The sequence below is a fragment of the Peptoniphilus asaccharolyticus DSM 20463 genome, from assembly GCF_900176115.1.
Taxonomy (GTDB): domain Bacteria; phylum Bacillota; class Clostridia; order Tissierellales; family Peptoniphilaceae; genus Peptoniphilus; species Peptoniphilus asaccharolyticus.
Genome location: NZ_FWWR01000009.1, coordinates 1,244,509 through 1,263,027, shown reverse-complemented (window position 1 = coordinate 1,263,027; position 18,519 = coordinate 1,244,509). Strand labels below are relative to the sequence as shown.

General features: G+C 34.0%; 18 protein-coding genes and 5 pseudogenes. 13 read left to right on the top strand and 10 right to left on the bottom strand.

Annotation, left to right across the window (positions count from 1 at the left end; genetic code table 11):
- Window positions 1–7: 7 nt before the first annotated feature.
- Window positions 8–898, bottom strand: a complete 891-nt coding sequence (locus B8869_RS07185) for a DUF2232 domain-containing protein (protein WP_084230950.1) — start codon at window positions 896–898, stop codon at window positions 8–10.
- Window positions 899–1,013: 115 nt separating this feature from the next.
- Here B8869_RS07185 and B8869_RS07180 point away from each other — a divergent pair, with 115 nt between their 5' ends.
- Window positions 1,014–1,766, top strand: coding sequence for an IclR family transcriptional regulator (locus B8869_RS07180; protein WP_084230949.1), 753 nt, complete (start codon window positions 1,014–1,016; stop codon window positions 1,764–1,766).
- Window positions 1,759–2,202 carry a GAF domain-containing protein gene (locus B8869_RS07175; RefSeq protein ID WP_084230948.1) on the top strand — a complete coding sequence of 148 codons (444 nt, stop codon included), beginning with the start codon at window positions 1,759–1,761 and terminating at the stop codon, window positions 2,200–2,202. Before B8869_RS07180 ends, B8869_RS07175 begins: the two co-directional genes overlap by 8 nt.
- 36 nt (window positions 2,203–2,238) lie before the next feature.
- Here the strand turns inward: B8869_RS07175 and B8869_RS07170 are convergent, their stop codons facing one another.
- The 4 genes from B8869_RS07170 to B8869_RS07155 are packed head-to-tail and all read right to left on the bottom strand — an operon-like array spanning window position 2,239 to window position 5,918.
- Complete coding sequence (locus B8869_RS07170; RefSeq protein ID WP_084230947.1) at window positions 2,239–3,177, bottom strand: 5-oxoprolinase subunit C family protein; 939 nt, start codon at window positions 3,175–3,177, stop codon at window positions 2,239–2,241.
- Complete coding sequence (gene pxpB, locus B8869_RS07165; RefSeq protein ID WP_084230946.1) at window positions 3,170–3,913, bottom strand: 5-oxoprolinase subunit PxpB; 744 nt, start codon at window positions 3,911–3,913, stop codon at window positions 3,170–3,172. Before pxpB ends, B8869_RS07170 begins: the two co-directional genes overlap by 8 nt.
- Before the next feature lie 26 nt (window positions 3,914–3,939).
- Entirely contained in the window at window positions 3,940–5,136 is a 1,197-nt protein-coding gene (locus tag B8869_RS07160) for an NRAMP family divalent metal transporter (protein WP_084230945.1), read from the bottom strand.
- Window positions 5,137–5,144: 8 nt separating this feature from the next.
- Window positions 5,145–5,918, bottom strand: coding sequence for a LamB/YcsF family protein (locus B8869_RS07155; RefSeq protein ID WP_084230944.1), 774 nt, complete (start codon window positions 5,916–5,918; stop codon window positions 5,145–5,147).
- 276 nt (window positions 5,919–6,194) lie between these two features.
- Between B8869_RS07155 and B8869_RS07150 the strand changes: the two genes are divergently transcribed.
- From B8869_RS07150 to B8869_RS07135, 4 genes and pseudogenes are all read left to right on the top strand, one after another.
- On the top strand, window positions 6,195–6,671 hold the full coding sequence (locus tag B8869_RS07150) for a nucleoside 2-deoxyribosyltransferase (protein ID WP_084230943.1): 477 nt from the start codon (window positions 6,195–6,197) through the stop codon (window positions 6,669–6,671).
- A gap of 6 nt (window positions 6,672–6,677) precedes the next feature.
- Window positions 6,678–7,438: pseudogene (locus B8869_RS07145) on the top strand (ACT domain-containing protein); the annotation flags it as partial.
- 2 nt (window positions 7,439–7,440) lie between these two features.
- A pseudogene (locus tag B8869_RS07140) lies at window positions 7,441–8,418 on the top strand (aspartate-semialdehyde dehydrogenase).
- A 1-nt stretch (window position 8,419) separates the two neighbouring features.
- A complete protein-coding gene (locus tag B8869_RS07135; RefSeq protein ID WP_084230942.1) occupies window positions 8,420–8,623 on the top strand; it encodes a hypothetical protein in 204 nt (67 codons plus the stop codon).
- A 68-nt stretch (window positions 8,624–8,691) separates the two neighbouring features.
- Here B8869_RS07135 and B8869_RS07130 read toward each other — a convergent pair.
- Window positions 8,692–9,677: pseudogene (locus B8869_RS07130) on the bottom strand (IS30 family transposase).
- 196 nt (window positions 9,678–9,873) lie between these two features.
- On the opposite strand from B8869_RS07130, the pseudogene B8869_RS07125 reads away from it, so the two are divergent.
- The 7 genes and pseudogenes from B8869_RS07125 to thrB all read left to right on the top strand — a co-directional run bounded on the left by B8869_RS07125 (window position 9,874) and on the right by thrB (window position 14,472).
- A pseudogene (locus B8869_RS07125) lies at window positions 9,874–10,854 on the top strand (ISL3 family transposase).
- 23 nt (window positions 10,855–10,877) lie between these two features.
- Window positions 10,878–11,054: pseudogene (locus B8869_RS12495) on the top strand (transposase); the annotation flags it as partial.
- Window positions 11,055–11,325: 271 nt separating this feature from the next.
- Complete coding sequence (locus B8869_RS07110; RefSeq protein ID WP_234989781.1) at window positions 11,326–12,219, top strand: homoserine dehydrogenase; 894 nt, start codon at window positions 11,326–11,328, stop codon at window positions 12,217–12,219.
- 115 nt (window positions 12,220–12,334) lie between these two features.
- Window positions 12,335–12,511 (top strand): hypothetical protein, encoded by a 177-nt coding sequence (locus B8869_RS12085; protein WP_234989780.1) that lies wholly within the window; start codon window positions 12,335–12,337, stop codon window positions 12,509–12,511.
- 48 nt (window positions 12,512–12,559) lie between these two features.
- On the top strand, window positions 12,560–12,994 hold the full coding sequence (locus tag B8869_RS12080; protein WP_234989779.1) for a PALP domain-containing protein: 435 nt from the start codon (window positions 12,560–12,562) through the stop codon (window positions 12,992–12,994).
- A gap of 234 nt (window positions 12,995–13,228) precedes the next feature.
- On the top strand, window positions 13,229–13,564 hold the full coding sequence (locus B8869_RS12075) for a hypothetical protein (protein WP_234989778.1): 336 nt from the start codon (window positions 13,229–13,231) through the stop codon (window positions 13,562–13,564).
- Window positions 13,561–14,472, top strand: coding sequence for a homoserine kinase (thrB, locus tag B8869_RS12070; RefSeq protein WP_234989777.1), 912 nt, complete (start codon window positions 13,561–13,563; stop codon window positions 14,470–14,472). Before B8869_RS12075 ends, thrB begins: the two co-directional genes overlap by 4 nt.
- A gap of 282 nt (window positions 14,473–14,754) precedes the next feature.
- Here the strand turns inward: thrB and B8869_RS07100 are convergent, their stop codons facing one another.
- Genes B8869_RS07100 through B8869_RS07085 form a run of 4 tightly spaced genes read right to left on the bottom strand, consistent with a single transcriptional unit; the run spans window position 14,755 to window position 18,514 of the window.
- Window positions 14,755–16,167, bottom strand: coding sequence for an aldehyde dehydrogenase family protein (locus B8869_RS07100; protein ID WP_084230939.1), 1,413 nt, complete (start codon window positions 16,165–16,167; stop codon window positions 14,755–14,757).
- A complete protein-coding gene (gene eutJ / locus B8869_RS07095; protein ID WP_084230938.1) occupies window positions 16,148–16,984 on the bottom strand; it encodes an ethanolamine utilization protein EutJ in 837 nt (278 codons plus the stop codon). The genes B8869_RS07100 and eutJ overlap by 20 nt, the downstream gene beginning before the upstream one ends.
- Window positions 16,985–16,988: 4 nt before the next feature.
- Window positions 16,989–17,636, bottom strand: a complete 648-nt coding sequence (gene pduL / locus B8869_RS07090; RefSeq protein ID WP_144017954.1) for a phosphate propanoyltransferase — start codon at window positions 17,634–17,636, stop codon at window positions 16,989–16,991.
- A 14-nt stretch (window positions 17,637–17,650) separates the two neighbouring features.
- Entirely contained in the window at window positions 17,651–18,514 is an 864-nt protein-coding gene (locus B8869_RS07085; protein WP_084230937.1) for a hypothetical protein, read from the bottom strand.
- Between the last annotated feature and the right edge of the window lie 5 nt (window positions 18,515–18,519).

The following is an 18,519-nucleotide window of genomic DNA, read 5'->3' as shown; positions in this document are numbered from 1 at the left end:
TTTCACCTCACGCCAATTTTCTAAAATTAAATATATTATCTAATACACCCATTGCTATAAATACAAATTGCGCTCCGGGAACTAAAAACCCCAGAAAAGCAATTAAAAACTTTATAAATCCTGATGCTTTAATCTTATTTAGCATGAACATTATAACACTTAATCCCAAGAAAAAGAGTATTGATGAGAATAATAGCATTAAGTTTTCTATTACTAAATTAGGTGATTCAAAGATTTGATCCCCAAAACTATAAACTGCAGCAATTGAAAATACTCCTGCGAATAAAACTCCCTTAGGTAGACTAAAATAGATAAATGGTTGATAGTTTACTTTTAACCCCTGAGTTGATATTAGTTTTTTAACTGACATGTGATATGTCATATAGCTCAACAAAAGCGATATTATGACCAACATCGCTGGCATTAATTGTAAAAATCTGTTATATATAATAGTCCATTCAGCTACAGATAACTTTTCAATATTTACATTGTTTTGTACCTGTATAAATTTTTCTATAACCTCTTTTGATTTCAACATATCCGAACTTATTCCATAAGAATATGCTGTTACGAATATGGAAATAAAAAACATAGCCGCTGCCATAAACACAGTGGAGTGTTGGTCATAGTTTTTACTTAACATCCAATGAAACACAAGTATCATAGGACCGAATAGAGTAAAAACTACTATTCCATAATCTAAAGAGACTATAGATAATAGCACACTTGCTGCGAAGAACATCAAGAAAGACTTTAAAACCCCTTCTGAAATAGCTTCAAAAACAAATATTGCCGGCAAGAATAAAAATGCTGGTGGAAAAATAGTCCCCACTATGGCAATAAATACTGCTCGTGTAACTAATATCATTTTATTTAATGTTGTTGTTATTTCAATCATCTCCTTATCTTTACTATTTTATCATAGTCAATAAAGATAAAATAGAATTTTTGTTAATATGCTATTTATACCTATATTATGGTATAATTTCACTAACGTTAGGAAAGGAGTTAATATGATTCAAAGTTTAATTAAAGCAGCAAATATACTTGAATATATGAAACAAGATAGCCGTGAATTTACTATTGCAGAAATTTCAGAAGCCATATCAATTCCGCCAAGTACTACTCACAGAATCTTATCCACGCTAATAGCTTGTGAGTTTGTTACAAAAGACAACAATACCTACTTATATAAACTTGGTCCTGGACTTATATCCATAGGCTTAGCCGCTTCTGGAAACATAAGTCTTCAAAGTGAGGCCGATGTTATTTTAAGACAACTTTCAGATAAGACCAATGAAGATTCTTTCATGGTTGTACGTTCTGAAAATACCGGAGTTGTCATAGGAAAGGCTGAGGGTTCTGAAACTTTAAAAATTGTCGAAAATTTTGGAAGGCAAATACCTCTACATAAAGGTGCTATAAGAAAAGTTGTGCTCGCATATCAATCAGAAGATTTTATTGATGCATACTTAAAGCTGAATTTAGAACCTTACTCTACAGGTCCTGTTGATAAAGAGGAATTAAAAGCAGAGCTTGAACAAATCAGAAATAATTCTCTTGCAATATCAGAAGGAGAATACATAAGAGATACTATAGGGCTTGGAGCACCTGTCTTTAACCATACTGGCGACTTCGTAGCTTCTATAGGTATAGTTACACCTGAATACAGATCCAAAGATAAAGTGGATGATATGATTAAATATGTAAAAGGAGCTGCCTTTGAACTATCTAAGTGCTTAGGCTATAAAGAAAAAAATGACTGATTATAGCGAATTATTATTTAAAATAAAATCTTTATGTTTCCAAACTGAAAATAAAATTTCTATACTTGCCAATGTTTCAGCGGTTCTATTTGAAATGGAAGATGTTTCTTGGGCTGGATTTTATATGTTAGAAGGCGACAAACTTTTGCTTGGGCCGTTCCAAGGTAGAGTTGCTTGTATTGAAATTGAAATTGGCAGTGGAGTTTGTGGTTCTTCGTTTAAAGAACAAAAGACTTTAATAGTGCCCGATGTTCATGCTTTCGATGGTCACATAGCTTGTGACTCAAGAAGCAATTCTGAAATAGTAGTGCCTATAATGAAAGACGGTTCACCCATTGGTGTAATAGATATAGACTCTACTTCATTTGATAGATTTTCAGAAGTTGAAAAAGATTTTTTGGAGAATGTCTCCATTTTAATTGCAGACAAATTTTAAAAGCAAGTCTAATTACAGACTTGCTTTTTCATGTTATTATACTAAATTTCTAATTTCTTCTATTTTTTCACGATATTTTCTATATATCTCTTGTGCTTCCTCAATAGAAACTTGTTGGAAGAGTATCTTACCATCCGGTGCCATTTGTGATAATTTGCAAATATCAGGAGTTACCACCGTTGCAATCTTTGTGTAGCCTCCAGTTGTTTGACGGTCTGCCATAAGTACAATTGGCTTTCCATCTGCTGGCACTTGCACTGAACCCTTCACAGTTCCATCAGATATGATGTCTGCACCCTTTTTAAATTCAAGTGGACTTCCATCAAGTCTAATTCCCATTCTGTCTGCGTTTTTAGTGATTGTATATCCGCCAGATTTAAAGAATTTTTTAATTCCCTTTTCAGTAAAGTAATCATCTTGTGGCCCTAAGACAGCTCTTAAAACTGCAAATTGACTCATAACCGGTCTATATTTCTCCGGAATAACTTTTTTGACAAATTCTCTCTTATTCAAAATTTCGAATTCATCTTTTGGTTTAAGTGCCCTACCTTGATAGCCACCAATTTTGCTCTTTATTAAAGTTGACTTACTTCCGTTCAGTTCATCTACTCCAATTTCTCCGGCAAAAGCTAAATAAGCTCTCATACCTGACTTCAATTTTCCAAAACTAAGTGTGCTACCAGCTTTCAACTCGTGAGTTTCATACATTGCCACTTCCACACCATCTATCTTTGGAGTCACATCAGCTCCTGTCACTGCGAAAGTTATATCCTCATCAGTTTTTAAAGTTGGCCCCAAGTAAGTTATTTCAAGTACTGCTTCTGTGCTCTTGTTTCCAACCAAGATGTTTGAGAGTTCATAGCTGTACTCGTCCATTACTCCGGCTTGTCCTATTCCAAACTTTTGATAACCTATTCTTCCAAAGTCTTGTACTGTAGTGAGTATTCCGCCCATTACTACTTCAATTTTAGCCATTCAACTCACCTACCTCTACACGTCTTATATTTACTTTGTAAACTCCATCTTCAACTTCTTTTTTTATTCTTTGGTATTCAGATTCATCTATGCTTATATATCTTATATAGTCTCCCGCTTGAATAAATACTGGTGGCTCTTCTTCAGGATTATATAGCTTAAGTGGAGTTCTTCCTATCAACTGCCATCCACCAGGCGATTCTGAAGGATACATCCCTGTTTGACTTCCTGCTATCCCAACAGAGCCGGCTTCAATTTTAAGCCTTGGCGATTTAAGTCTTGGAGTTGCAATTCGCTCATCCATTCCGCCCAAGTAAGTAAATCCTGGGGCAAACCCCAACATATATACTAAGTAGTCTGTTCCAGTGTGAATTTTTACAACTTCTTCTGCAGATAGTCCTGCATTTGATTTTACAAAATCCATATCCGGTCCATACTCTCCGCCGTATAGAGTTGGAATTTCTATAAGGTTCACTTTAGTCTCTTCCTCTGAAGAATTTGTATTTTCATATTGTCTTAATTTTTCTACCAAGTCTTTATAAGTCAATTTCATTGGATCATACACTATGGTTATTGACCTATAAGTTGGTGTCATCTCAACTATTCCATCTATGTTGCCGTCTATGGCATTCATTGTGCTTCTAATTCTTGCATTTATATCTTTTGCTATCTCATCGCCAAATTCCATTATTATGGCTCTATCTCCTGAGATAAGATATTTCACTTCACTATACATAGCCCCTCCTTAACTTCTTCCAATTATTAGAAGAAAGTTGATAATTTGCTAACCATTGTTGTAACTCCCAAATAGAATGAAAGCACTGTTACTACCCATCCTAAATAGAAAAGTACTGTAGGGTGTTGGTAATTTCCAACTATAGATTTCTTCTTACTTGCAATAAGCATAACTGCAAGAGTTATCGGTAAGATTAGACCGTTTAAAGCTCCAACTAATACAAGTAGAGTTTGTGGTTGTCCTATTCCTACATAAGCCAAAGTTGAAACAACTATGAATCCAATTGTAAATAAGTTTGCTTTTTCTTCAACAACTTTAAATAGTGTCTTTAAGAAAGATACTGAAGTAAATGCACAACCTACTATAGAAGTGATTGCTGCTGCAGTGAATACTAAACCAAAGATTTTGTATCCCACTTCCCCACTTGCTATTCTAAAAGCTGACGCTGCAATATTATCAGGGTCAAGTTGTCCACCTGATGTGATTACACCAAGAACTGCTAAGAATAGTAAAATTCTAACTATAAGTGCAACTCCTATTCCCATAGTAGCTGACTTTGTTACTTGTGGTAAATTTTCTTCACCAGTTATGCCCGCATCTATAAGTCTGTGTCCACCAGAAAAAACTATATATCCTCCAACAGTTCCACCTAAAAGTGTCAATACGGCTGGGACAGTTTTTTCTAAGTCAGTTGGTGCAACTGCTCTTACGGCTGCTTCTCCAACAGGAGGAGCTGTAGTCACGCATACATAACCGATTAAAAGAATCATACCTGCACCCAAAACTTGAGTTAACTTGTCCATTGCATTTCCAGCTGATTTAGATGTAAATATTACTATTCCAAGTAAAGCAGCTAATATAGCGCCTATTTTGGTATCAAATCCAAATATAACGTTTAATCCAAGTCCAGCTCCCCCAACATTACCAATGTTGAATGCAAATCCACCAAGAGCAACTAAGAATGCTATAAAGTATCCTAGTCCAGGCAACACTTTATTTGCTATATCTTGTCCTCTTAGTTTTGAAACAGCTATTACTCTCCACACATTCAATTGTGCTACATAACTCATTATTATTGATGCTAATATTACGAATGCAAAGTCAGCACGTAAGTCATTTGTAAACTTTGCAGTTTGTGTCATAAATCCAGGTCCTATTGCAGAAGTCGCCATCAAAAACGCTGCTCCTAAAAGGACTGACCAATTCGTTTTTTTCTTTTCCATAATTTACCTCACTTGATAAAATCTTCTATAGGTTTAATTTCTATTCCAGCTTCTATTAAACCGGCTCTTATTTTTTGTACAAATTCCATTGCCTTAGGATTATCTCCATGCACACAGATTGAATCAGCTTTAATATCTATATCTTGTCCGTCTACAGCAGTTACTTTGCCCTCTTTAATCATTCTTATTACTCTTGGAAGTGCTTCGTCTATGTCCTTTACAAATGCACCTGGTTTAGAACGGTTTACCAATGTTCCATCTGGATTATATCCTCTGTCGGCAAAAACCTCTTCGCTTACTCTAAGTCCTCTCTTCTTCGCCTCTTTTGCTATGTAACTTCCGCTTAGTACCATTAATATTATGTCTTTATCAAGAGCTTCTATTCCATCGATTACTCCGGCTGCAAGTTCAGGATCCACACAAGCTTTGTTATAAAATCCTCCGTGCAACTTCATATGTTGTAGGTTTATTCCATTTGCCTTTGTGAATGCCATAAGGGCTCCTGTTTGATACAACATGTAGTTTTTAGCTTCTTCTCTTGTTATAGTCATAGCTCTTCTTCCAAATCCTAAAAGGTCTGGATAGCCTGGATGAGCTCCAACATTCACCCCATGTTCAATTGCAAGCTTAACAGTCTTGTCCATAATCATAGGATCTCCAGCATGCCATCCGCAAGCTAAGTTGATACTGCTAACACACTTGATAATTTCTTCATCCATTCCAAGCTTGTAGCTTCCGTAACCTTCTCCTATATCGCTGTTTAAATCAACATAAAATTTCATACTTCTACACCCCTCGCCAAATATTAAGAATAAAATCACATCTTCAGAATACGTTTTCATATTTTATTCTTTACATTATTTTAATATCTTTACATCTGCATTGCAATACTATGTGTAAAAAATATTTCCAAACTTTACTTTGATAAACTTCCTATTTAACAATACTAATTTCTAAATTACTTTTATTATTTTTTCAATCCTATTTGAATTTAAAAGGCATGTTATAATATATTCCATAAGAAAATTTTAACTTTTAGTTTTGTGATAGGAGCTTGTATGAGAAAATTGTACTTTGCCTCTCCACTGTTCAGTGAAATGGAGAGAAATTTTAATAAAATGTTAGTAGATAAGATAAGAGAAAGTTTTACAGACTTAGAAGTCTATCTTCCACAAGAAGCTGCAAATATAAATGATAAAGAAGCTTATGCTGATTCAAAAATGATTGCAACTTTTGATTCAAACGAAGTTTTGAGTAGTGACATAGTATTTGCTGTATTAGATGGAGCTATAATAGATCCCGGAGTTGCGTCAGAAATCGGTATAGCATATCATGCCGGCATCCCAGTAGTTGGTCTCTATTCAGATTCAAGACAAAAAGGCGCTACAAACACTAAAAAAATTGAAGCTTTGCAAGAAATTGCCGAATCTCAATTCAGTTATATAAATCTATTTACAGTTGGACTTGTCAAACTAAACGGCGAAGTAATAGATAATTCAGAAAATGTGATTCCAACTCTAAAAAAATATTTATAAAACAAACGTGGTGGGTCTGATGTGACTGGTTCTGTCATCGCCTCTGCCCTTGATGCTGAGATGTATGAAAACTTTACTGATGTGTCTGGCTTCTTAGTTGCAGACCCAAAAATCGTCAAGGACTCCTGCCCTATTGGGACAATTACTTATAAAGAGTTGAGGGAGCTTTCCTACATGGGCGCCAAGGTCCTTCACGAAGAGGCAATCTTCCCCCTTAGGGACAAGAACATTCCAATCAATATAAAAAATACTAACGCACCACATGAAGAAGGGACTTTGATTCTTTCTCAATGTGACATAAAAAATAAAAATATTTTAACTGGTATCTCGGGCAAAAAAGATTTCACTGTTATAAATCTTGAAAAGGTAAATATGAATAGTGAGAAGGACTTTTTCGGAAAACTCACTACAGTTTTCGAGTCCAATGACATTTCCATTGAACATATGCCTTCAAGCATCGACTCAGTTTCTGTTCTTATGGCAGATTCTTATATAACACCTAAGCTCAACAAGGTTCTTGAAGAGCTTAAAACGTGGATAATATTTCTTGGGAAAGGGACATCTCCCTCATCGCCGTTGTTGGACGTGGCATGATTAATGAAAAGGGTGTGTCTTCTAGGACTTTCACTGCCCTTGCCAAATAAGGAATTAATATTAAGATGATTAGCCAGTGTTCCAGCAAAATCAATATTATTATTGGTGTTGAAACTCAGGATTTTGAAAAAGCAATTCGCGCAATTTATAGAGAATCTTATAAGGAGGACTAAAGATGAAGGTTAATGTAGCAGTTGTTGGTGCAACTGGACTTGTTGGAAGCATGATGCTAAAGGTTTTAAGTGAAGAAAATTTCCCAATAGACAATTTATACTTGTTTAGCTCCAAGAAATCAGCTGGCAAAAAAAATTGAATATTGTGGCAAGGAATACACTGTTGAGGAGTTAAAGGAAGATTCCTTTGAAGGAAGAAACATTAAGATTGCCCTCTTCTCTGCTGGCGGTGCTGTTAGTGAAAAGTTTGCTCCTATAGCTGCTAAGGCTGGAGTAACTGTTATTGACAACTCTTCTGCCTTTAGGATGGACCCAGAGGTTCCCCTAGTTGTTCCAGAAATCAATCCTGAAGATATTAAAATGAATAAGGGAATTATTGCAAACCCAATTGTTCAACTATCCAATCTGTACTTCCACTTAAACCAATTCATGACAAGTACAAGATTAAGAGGGTAATTTATTCTACTTACCAATCTGTTTCTGGATCAGGTCTTAATGGTATTTCTGACTTGGAAAAGGGCACTCAACTTACCTACAAGTATCCAATCAAGAACAACTGCATTCCACAAATTGATGTCTTCTTAGACAATGGCTATTCCAAGGAAGAAATGAAGATGATTAATGAAACTAAAAAAATTCTTCACGACGACTATATCCTTGTTACTGCCACAACAGTTCGTGTACCAGTTAAGTTCTCCCACTCAATTTCCATTAATGTTGAAGTGGAAAAGCCTTTTGAAATGGAAGATGTGAAGAAAATCATCAGCGACTACCCTGCCATGGTCCTTCAAGATGATCTTACCAATGAAGTTTACCCAATACCCCTAATGGCAGCCGACAAGAATGAAGTTTTTGTTGGCAGAATTAGACGTGACTTCACTGTAGAAAACGGTCTAAACCTATGGTCTTGTGCCGACAACATTAGGAAGGGAGCTGCAACTAACGCAGTACAAATTGCGGAAAAAGTCTTGGAGGTTTAAGTTGAAAATTGCCATAATGGTCTTTGGCACTGTGGGAACAGGTGTCGAAAAAATCTTATACAAGAAGAGAGAATCCCTCTTAAAAAATAATTTTGATATAAAAATTGAAAAAGTACTAATAAGAAATAAAAATAAAAAAAGATCTCCCCTGGATGGCGACCTTGCTTTCACAGATGATTTTGATGAAATTTTAAAGGCTCTATAATATCTGTTGGGGAGTAAATCCCTAACAGATATTTTTATGCAGACGAATTGTCAAATCAAATGCAACACCTATGGTAAGAGACCAAAAAGTTCTTCTTTAGGTGTTTTATATTTTATACATTTTCTAGGTCTATTATTCATTAAACTTAAGTTATAATTTAATTCATCAATATTCACTTCTGATAAATCCATACCCTTAGGATAAAACTCCCTCAAAAGTCCGTTACTATTTTCATTTGTACCTTTTTGCCATGCACAATAGGGATCACAAAAATAAGTTTTGCATCCTAATTCTTTTTCTATTTTCTCAAATTCTGAAAATTCTTTACCTCTATCAAAGGTTATTGTTTTTACTAATTCTTTTGGATAATCTTTTAATGCATTTATTATTGCTGGTGTTACGCTTTCCGACTTTCTATTTCAACTAGGATTGCTATATAATATCTAGATTTTCTTTCTGCTAAAGTTACGAAACAACATCTACTTTTCCTTTTATGATCTAATCTGCCTGATTCCACCGTATCTGCTTCCCAGTGGCCTAATTCTTGCCTTCTGTATATCTCTTTAGGTCTTTTCTTAATTGTTCTACCTTTATCATTGAATTTTCCTCTTTTTTCTGCTGGCCTTTTAAATTTAGCTTTTCTTCTCAAATTTTTCATACTAGTTTTTGGCAGCTTTTTGGCGTGTATCATTCTATATATCGTTGATGTAGATGGTAATTCATGAATCTCATTTGTGTTTCTATTTGATATTTGTTCAGGGGACCAATGTTCGTTAATCTTTACAGTTAAATAATCAATAACATCTTTAGAAAATTTACTTTTTCTATGGCAGTCTTTTCTTCTATCAATATATTTATCATTTGCCTTTATCGGAAAGTACTTAGTGTAACTTCCCCTACTAACTTTTATCTTAGATGAATTTCTTTTAATTTCTCTAGATATTGTACTAGGTGACCTTTTAAGTGCTTGTGCAATTTTCCTTATACTCATTCCTAAATTTAAAAATTGGTAAATACAAGATCTTTCTTCTATGGTAAGATGGTTATAGCTCATAGTTAATCACTCCTTTTAATATGTTTTGTTTGGTCACTTACATATTAACACAGCTGATTAGCTATGAGTTTATTTATGTTGCACTTGTTATGATAAATTATCTGCAAAAAAATTGCACTTATACGCTTTTAGTCCTAAACTTTAAGTAACCAAAAACAAAGCTTGGAGGTGCATATAAGTGCAAAATAATAATATCATGAATTTGTTTGGTTTTAAAGATGTAGTTTTTGATAGTGTTGATGAGAGTAATAATTTTGTTAATGTTCACGCTTCTGTTTCTAAGATGTCTATTTGTCCTCATTGTGGTTCTAAAAAGATTTGGGTTCATGATCATAGAATTCAAAAGATTAGGGATACTCACATCCGAGGTAAGAAATCTTTGATTTTCTTAAAGAAAACTAGATATGATTGTAAGTCTTGTGGTTCTCGTTTTGAGAGGAATCTTGATTTTATTGCCAAAGGTCATACTATGACCAATAGACTTGTTTTTGCTATTGTTTCTGAGTTTGATGAGATTTATTCTATATCTTCTATTGCTAATAGGTATAATGTTTCTTCAAACACAGTATTAAGAATTTTAAATTGTTTAAGTGCTTCTAGAGATAGGCTATCAGAAGTATTATGTATAGACGAATTTAAAGGTGATAGTGGTAATAACAGGTATCAGACTTCTCTTCTTGATGGATCTAAACACTCTATCATAGATATCTTACCATCAAGAGATAAGAATACATTGTATGGGTACTTTGAAAAGATACCAAACAAAGAAAGAAACGAAGTAAAATTTTTTGTAAGTGATATGTCTAAAACATTTAAATCAGTTAAGAAATCATTCTTTAAAAACGCAATACATATCATAGATAGGTACCACTTCATAAGACAAGTATCCTGGGCATTAGAAAATGTTAGAAAGAGAATATAAAAGGATGTATCATCAAAGCTTAGGAAATATTTTAAAAGAAGTAAGAGTTTAATTACAAAACCTGCCTCTAAGCTAACTTCAGAACAAGCTAATGAAGTATCACTTATGATTGAACTGAACAAGGAATTAAAAGAAGCATACAAGTTAAAAGAATTGTTCTACTGTGTGCCCTGTGGGTACCAGTATGTACTTAGTCAGCCAAACAAAACTAGAGCTAAAAAAAGCTTTAAGAGAATGGATAAAAAGAGCAGATGAATCAAAATTAAAAAGAATTTAAATCTTGTATCACTTCTTTTAATAACTGGTTTGAAGAAATATGTAATTCATTTGATTACTCTTGGTCAAATGGACCTCTTGAAGGAACTCATACAAAGATAAAAACATTAAAAAGAAATTGTTTTGGTATGAGAAATTTTGACTTGTTTAGAAAAAGAATTATGTTTTCATGTAAGTAGAGATTAGGAAAACGGGAAAATTCGCAAAACCCCTAGGGGTTTTATTTGCTATGCTTATTTTTAGTTGTTTTTTGCTATTTTAGTTTTGATATCTTTATTAGCGTCTATGTGCCCATTTTTACATAAAGAAAGAGACTCGAGTTAACGAGTCTCCCCAATATTTGACATAGAGCCATTTTAAATTCTGATGTAGACACAGTTATTGATGCGACATCAAGTCTTGAAGAAACTTATGAGAGAATTGTAGAGCTAATGAAGGCTGGCAAAAATATTGTCAAACAAGGCTGTAGTTTCAAAATATTTTGAAGAATTAAATGAACTTGCAAGAGAAAAAGATATTTATTTCTCCTACGAGGCTGCAGTTGCTGGTGCCATTCCAGTGATTCACCCCATCATGGAAGAGACCTTCTTCAGCGACATGCATAAGGTCCAAGGGATTTTAAATGGAACTTCCAACTACATCCTTTCAAAGATGGAAGTTGAAGGCTCATCCTATGACGAGGTCCTAAGAGAAGCCCAAGTGCTTGGCTATGCAGAGGCAAATCCTACTGCCGATGTTGGTGGCTTTGATGCCATGAGAAAGATAAGAATTTTATCTTCTCTTATCTACAATGCAAAAATAAATGAAGAAGAAATTTTTACTTTTGGAATTCAAAATGTGAAAAAGGCAGATTTTGATTTTGCAAGAGAAAGAGGCTATTCTATTAGACTTCTTGCCAAGTCAGAACTCGCTAATGAAAAAATAAATATTTCTGTAATTCCTACATTTATAAAAGATAATTTCTTAGCTAAAACTTTTGGTGGAACTAATGGAGTAAAGGTCTGGGGAGAAAATTTTTCAGCCTACGAGCTAAAGGGACCTGGTGCAGACAAGCTTGAAACTGCCGATGCAGTTATGCGTGACCTTTTAAGGACTCTTGCAAGAAGAGAAATTAAAACTTTTTATGATGCAGGAAAGACTTATGAAGTTGAAAATAATCTGAAAAATAAATTTTATGTTAGGACAAGTGGCCTTTCTTCTGAATTAAAAGAATTAATTGAAGAAGAAAAAGTTATAGATTATGACCACTTAATTATTACAAAGAAAGTTTCACTTGATGACTTGAGAGATGCCCTAGGCGACCTCTCAAAAGTTTTCTTGGCAGAAATTGAGGAGGACCTATGAAATTTTTATCAACAAGAAATTCAAATTTAAAAATTTCTGGCAGAGAAGCCATTGTAAAAGGAATATCTGAAGATGGGGCCTCTTTGTCCCAGAATCCTTCCCTAGCTTTGACATAATGGATAACTTGGACCTATCTTACACAGACTTGGCCCACAAGATTCTTTCATTATATTTGACAGACTTTGACAAGGATGACTTGTTAAAAATTATAGAAAAATCCTACGCATCCTTTGAAGATGAAATTGTAAACATTTCTTACCAAAAGGATTTTTACCTAGAACTTTATCATTGAAGGACTTCTGCCTTTAAGGACTTTGCCCTTTGCCTTCTTCCAAACCTCTTGGCTTATGCCAAAAAATCTCTTGGCATCAAGGACAAGACATTAATCTTAACTGCAACATCTGACGACACAGGTAAGGCTGCCCTAGAAGGTTTTTACAACACAGCGGACATTGACATCTTGGTTTTATATCCAACAGAAGGTGTAAGCTCCATCCAAAAGGCTCAAATGGATACAACAGGTTCTTTAAATTCAAAGGTTATTTCCATCGACGGCAACTTTGACGATGCTCAATCTGCTGTGAAGAAAATATTTAACGATGTAGCAATAAAGGACGAGCTAAAAAAAGAAAATATTTATCTTTCTTCTGCCAACTCCATTAACATTGGCAGGTTCCTTCCCCAAATTGTTTACTATTTTTATTCCTATGCAGATTTAGTTAAAAATAAAAAAATATCTGGCGGCGAAAAAATCTCCTACTGCGTTCCAACATGAAACTTTGGAGACATCTTAGCTGGCTACTATGCCAAGGAAATGGGTCTGCCTGTTGACAAGCTTGTCATTGCATCAAATGACAACAATGTTTTGACAGACTTCTTCACTACTGGGACTTACGATGCAAACAGGGACCTTGTAAAGACAATTTCCCCTTCCATGGACCTCTTAGTTTCATCAAATCTTGAGTGACTGATCTTCCACAAGTCCTCTGATGATATTGTTAAAGAAAAAATGGATTACCTAAGAGACAAGTGTCTCTTTGACTTTGAGGTAGACTTCAATGAATTCTTGTGTGGCTTTGCAAGTGAAGATGAGACAAGGGAGACTATTAGAAAGGTCTTTGAAGAGGAAAATTATTTAATTGACCCTCACACAGGTGTGGCAAAAAATATTGTAGACAAGCTTGGACTTGAAAAGACTGTGATTTTATCAACTGCAAGTCCCTACAAGTTTTCTTCAACAGTCCTTGAAGCCCTAGGCGAAAATCTTTCAGATGACGAGTTTGAAAACATGAATATTCTTCATGAAAAACTGGGGTTAAGATTCCATCTGAAATTAAAAAATTGAAAAATAAAAAAATTCTTCACAAGACAAAAATTCAAAAAAATGAAATTGAAGAAGAAGTTTTAAAATTTACAAAACGTGGCAAGAGAATTTCTGTCCCAGCAACTTCTGCAAACCTTGGACCCGGCTTTGACGTCCTTGGACTTGCTCTTGACCTTGCCAACACTTGTGAATTTAAAATCACTGGTAATAAAGATAAATTTGAAAATAATTTAAAAACTAATTTAATCTACAAGGCCTACAAGTATGCCCTTGACGTGGACACAAACATTCCCCTTTCACGTGGCCTTGGATCATCAGCTGCCTGCATTGTCATGGGTATAATGGCAGCCTTCGACATCACGAAGAGAGACTTTGATAAGAAGGAAATTTTAAAAATTACAACAAAGATGGAGGGTCATCCAGACAATGTGGCTCCAGCAATTTTTGGAAATGCTGTGGCATCAATCTTAAAAGAGGACCAAGTATATGTAGAAAAATTTGAAATTTCAAATAATTTTAAATTCTTAGCAATCATTCCTGACTTCAAACTTCCTACAAAGGAAGCAAGGGATGTCTTACCAAAAACTTACTCAAAGGAAGATGCTGTCTTTAACCTATCAAGGCTTTCCATGGTCATCTTGTCCCTAATCTCTGGCGACGAAGAAAACTTAAAAGTTGCCCTTGATGAAAAGATTCACGAACCTTACAGGTTAAAACTAATTCCAGAAATTCATGAGATTGAAAAAATTATTGATGGCAGCGAGGCCCTTGGTCACTACCTAAGTGGTGCTGGCTCAACTATAATACTGGTCTTAAAGGCTATGGACAAGACTTCAGAAGAAGAAATAAAAAACAACTTAGACAAACTTCCAAATTCCTATGAAGTCCTAAGACTTGACCTAGATAAAAAGAGAGCCTTCATAATTTAACATTTTGACTTAATTTAATTCAGGTTAATACAAGAATACACTAGAATTTAATAATTTAGACACTTCTTTGTTCTAATCTCAATTATTTTATATTCTATAAATGGGGAGTGTCTATAAAATAATTCGTTATTAAGAATCCTTCTATATTCAATTTTTTACTTAATATAGATAATTATTAAAAGCAAAACTTTATCAAATTTATTTCATATTTATATAGCAAACCCCTAAATCTCAAAAATTTAGGGGTTTGCTATATAAATATGAATTTTTTGTTTTTATTTTTTATCTAATGTTAAATGAATCTTTAATTACACATCTTCTTATTCTACAAAAACTCTTTGCACTTGTTATTCCTTCACCAGTAGGACCTGCAATTGTAAAAGTAGTAGAGCCTTCTCCACCAACACCAATCCCAGAATATGAAGGTGCGTTCTTTACAAAAATTGTACATTCTAAAAGTTTTGCCATTTTTGATAATTTGTCAACATTTTTTGAGTGCATTATTGCAGTATGTCTATTTCCATGTTCCGCCTTATGTGCGCACTCTATTGCCTCATCAACATTAGGAACAGGAACTATAGGTAATATTGGCATCATCATTTCTTCAGTTACTAAGTGATCCTCTTTGTTTGCTTTAAAAATAATAAGCCTTATATCATCTGAAACTTCAATTCCAATTTTACTTAAAATATATTTTGCATCTTTTCCTACGAATTCAGTCTTTGGTTTTCCATTTTCTTGACTAACAGTGTTATCAAGATTTCTTATATCATTTTCAGATGTCAATAAATATGCACCATTATTTTTCATATAATATATTAAATTATCAATTTGAGATTCAACTACAAAAACTTCCTTTTCTGCTATACAAGGTACATTGTTATCAAAACTTGCTCCGTTAACGATGTCTTTTGCAGCTTTTTCAATATCTGCAGTTTCATCGACAACAACAGGTGGATTACCAGCCCCTGCTCCTATTGCTTTTTTGCCAGATGAAAGAACTGTCTTAACAATTCCAGGACCACCTGTTGCTACAAGAAGTCTGACTTTAGGATGGTTCATCATAATATTAGTAGCCTCAATAGATGGTTCTCTCACCATTGTTATTAAATTAGCAGGTGCTCCTCCTGCAACTAGAGCTTGATTAAGCATTTGAATAAGAGTTATTGAAGTTTCTTTTGCACGAGGATGTGGTGAAAATACAACAGAATTGCCACCAACTATCATTGAAATTGAATTTGATATTATAGTCTCTGTTGGATTAGTAGTTGGAGTAATTGATCCTATAACTCCAAAAGGACAATATTCTTCAATCATAAGACCATTTGACCCAGTTAATGCATTTGTCCTCAAATCTTCTTTCCCTGGAGTTTTTATTGCAGCTACTTTATTCTTTATTACCTTGTCACTAACTCTTCCAATTTTAGTTTCTTCAACAGCCATATTTGAAAGAAGTTGTAAATTTTCTTCTTTTAATACTGTCTCTCTTATAATATCTGCAAATCTATCTCTTTCGTCAATCGAAAGATCATAAAGTTGTTTTTGGGCCTTATCTGCTGCTTCAATTGCTTCATCCATATTGTCAAAAACTCCATAATTTGTTTGACAACTTTCAGATGAATTATTTATACTTCCTTCTTTTTTTAATTCTTCAATTACTTGTTTTATGACTTCATCAATCATGTTGTTTTCCATATTTTCCTCCAATACAACTTTTTGAAATTCCTAAGGGTGTTACCAATAAAGCTTCTTCACTTCTATAAGTTTTTATGCCGGTTATTTTCTCAAATAAATCTTCTATTCCGTCAAAATTTGAAGCTCCTCCAACTAAATATAAGGCCTTTACATCTTTATTATCTAACACATTTTTTACTATGATCGCCATTTTTTCTAAAACTGGCTTTACTATAGTTAATATTTCTCTATTATTAGATCTTATCTTTAATTCTTCTGCCTCATCTATGCCTATATTATAGTATCCAGCTATTGTTAAGTTCATGTGATGACCACCTGTTGGTTCATCCCATGTTCCTATAACATTTCCATCTCTCATCAAACTTATCCCAGTTGTTCCTCCACCTAAATCAACTATTGCGCCATTTTTTATTCTCAATGTTTTCGCAGCTGCTGTTGGTTCATCAATTATATTTGTAACTATAAACCCCGCTGACTCAACAACGTTAGATATAGATTTTACACTCCTAGGATCAATTCCTGGTGGTATAGCACATGCCGCATATACAAGTTCTTTATTGATTAATCTTTCTAATTTTTCTTTAAGATCTCGAACAATCTTTATTGCACCCATATAATCAACAACTATTCCATCTCTTACAACCTTAGCATGTCTACTTAAACCAGCAACTGGGTTGTCATTCATATCTGTAACTACTAATACAATATTTGCAGTTCCAAGATCCACTCCAACTTTTAATTCACTTCCTTTAAAGTCAGCAAATTTGTTTTCTTTTATTAAGTTTGAAAGTTTTAACAAGTCCTTATTTTTTATCAATTTTTCACCTAGTAAATTTTTTCAAAACAACATAGTCATTGTTTTTTATACCTACAGCATTTGCTTCATCAGTATCTAAGTGCATTTCCAATTTGTACTTATCACTTACCCTAATGAGTACATTGCCCATTACTGCTTTTCTCTCACCAAAAAATTGTACATCAACAAAATCACCATCTTTTACATCCATAAACTTTGCATCTTCAGGAGTCATGTGAATATGTCTAAGAGCAATTATAGTCCCTTCAGGCATATTTATTCGTCCACATGGCCCAATTACTTGAATCCCCGGCGTTCCTTGTAATTTTCCAGATTCTTTTATAGGTGCCTTCACTCCAAGCTTGAATGAATCAGTAAGAGATATTTCCACTTGTGACTTCTTTCTTATAGGCCCTAAAATTCTTACATTGTTAAATTCACCTTTTGGACCTCGTATAGTTACACATTCTTCAGCTGCAAACTGACCAGGCTGTTTTAATGTTGATTTAACAGTAAGCTCATAATCTTTTCCAAATAAGCTTTCTAAATCTTCTTTTGATAGATGTATGTGCCTATTTGAAACACCTACAACAATCTTATGATTATTTATATCATTTAATCTTTGTAAAACTTCTTTTGAAATTTTTGCTATAAGTTCATTATTATTCAACATATTACTTCCTTTTTTTAGAAAATTAAATTTATTATAAACATACTAACTGCAATAGTAATTGCAGGTGGGTCAATATATGTATCGCAATGAGCATTAAATATTCTGCCTGCAATTACCCATAGTATTGCATTGATGAATCCTGTGATAGCAGCTAAAAATATATTTTGCGTCAAAATAAATACAGTTGCTGCAGGATATGTTACGTGATGAGTAATTGGAATAGAATAACCCATTTGTAGAAAAATAAGTGATAGGGCTGAGATTCCAAAAGCAAAAACAGGATAAATAGCCATTGCATCTTGGCTAACTCCAGCCTCAATAAGTTTTTGTCCAATAACTGCTACTCCTAATGCAAATAGAAGACCATTTACAGAATTTAATAATATTTCATCTCTTGGAAATATATCTCTTTTTTCTCCTTCTTTTAATGTGCCAATAATAGAAGTTTTGCCCATAATTATTCTATTTAAAAACAAAACTACACATACACAAAAAGCAGGATAATCAGTTACAAATACAGATTGTTTTGTTATAAGAGTAAAAGTAACTATACCTAAAACTCCATAAAGTCCGCCTACTAATAATGTTTTTATGTCATTAATGCCAAAAAGTGCTGCCAAAACATTTTGTGCACTATCTAACTTCTTGGCTTTATTAGCTGCATAAGCTGCTGCGGCGGCTCCAGCTGCAAAGGATACATGTGGGCCAAAGAATGGACCAAATGCCACATTACCAACAATATAGTCTGTAACTCCTGAAAGGGTCAAAATAGATCCTATTAAAGCAAACACTCCTGTCAAGATAAAAGCGGGTATCGAACCAAAAGCTGCTCCGAAAGCTCCTCCTGCAAAACCTGCAAGTATTGTTAAAATATCCATAGTAC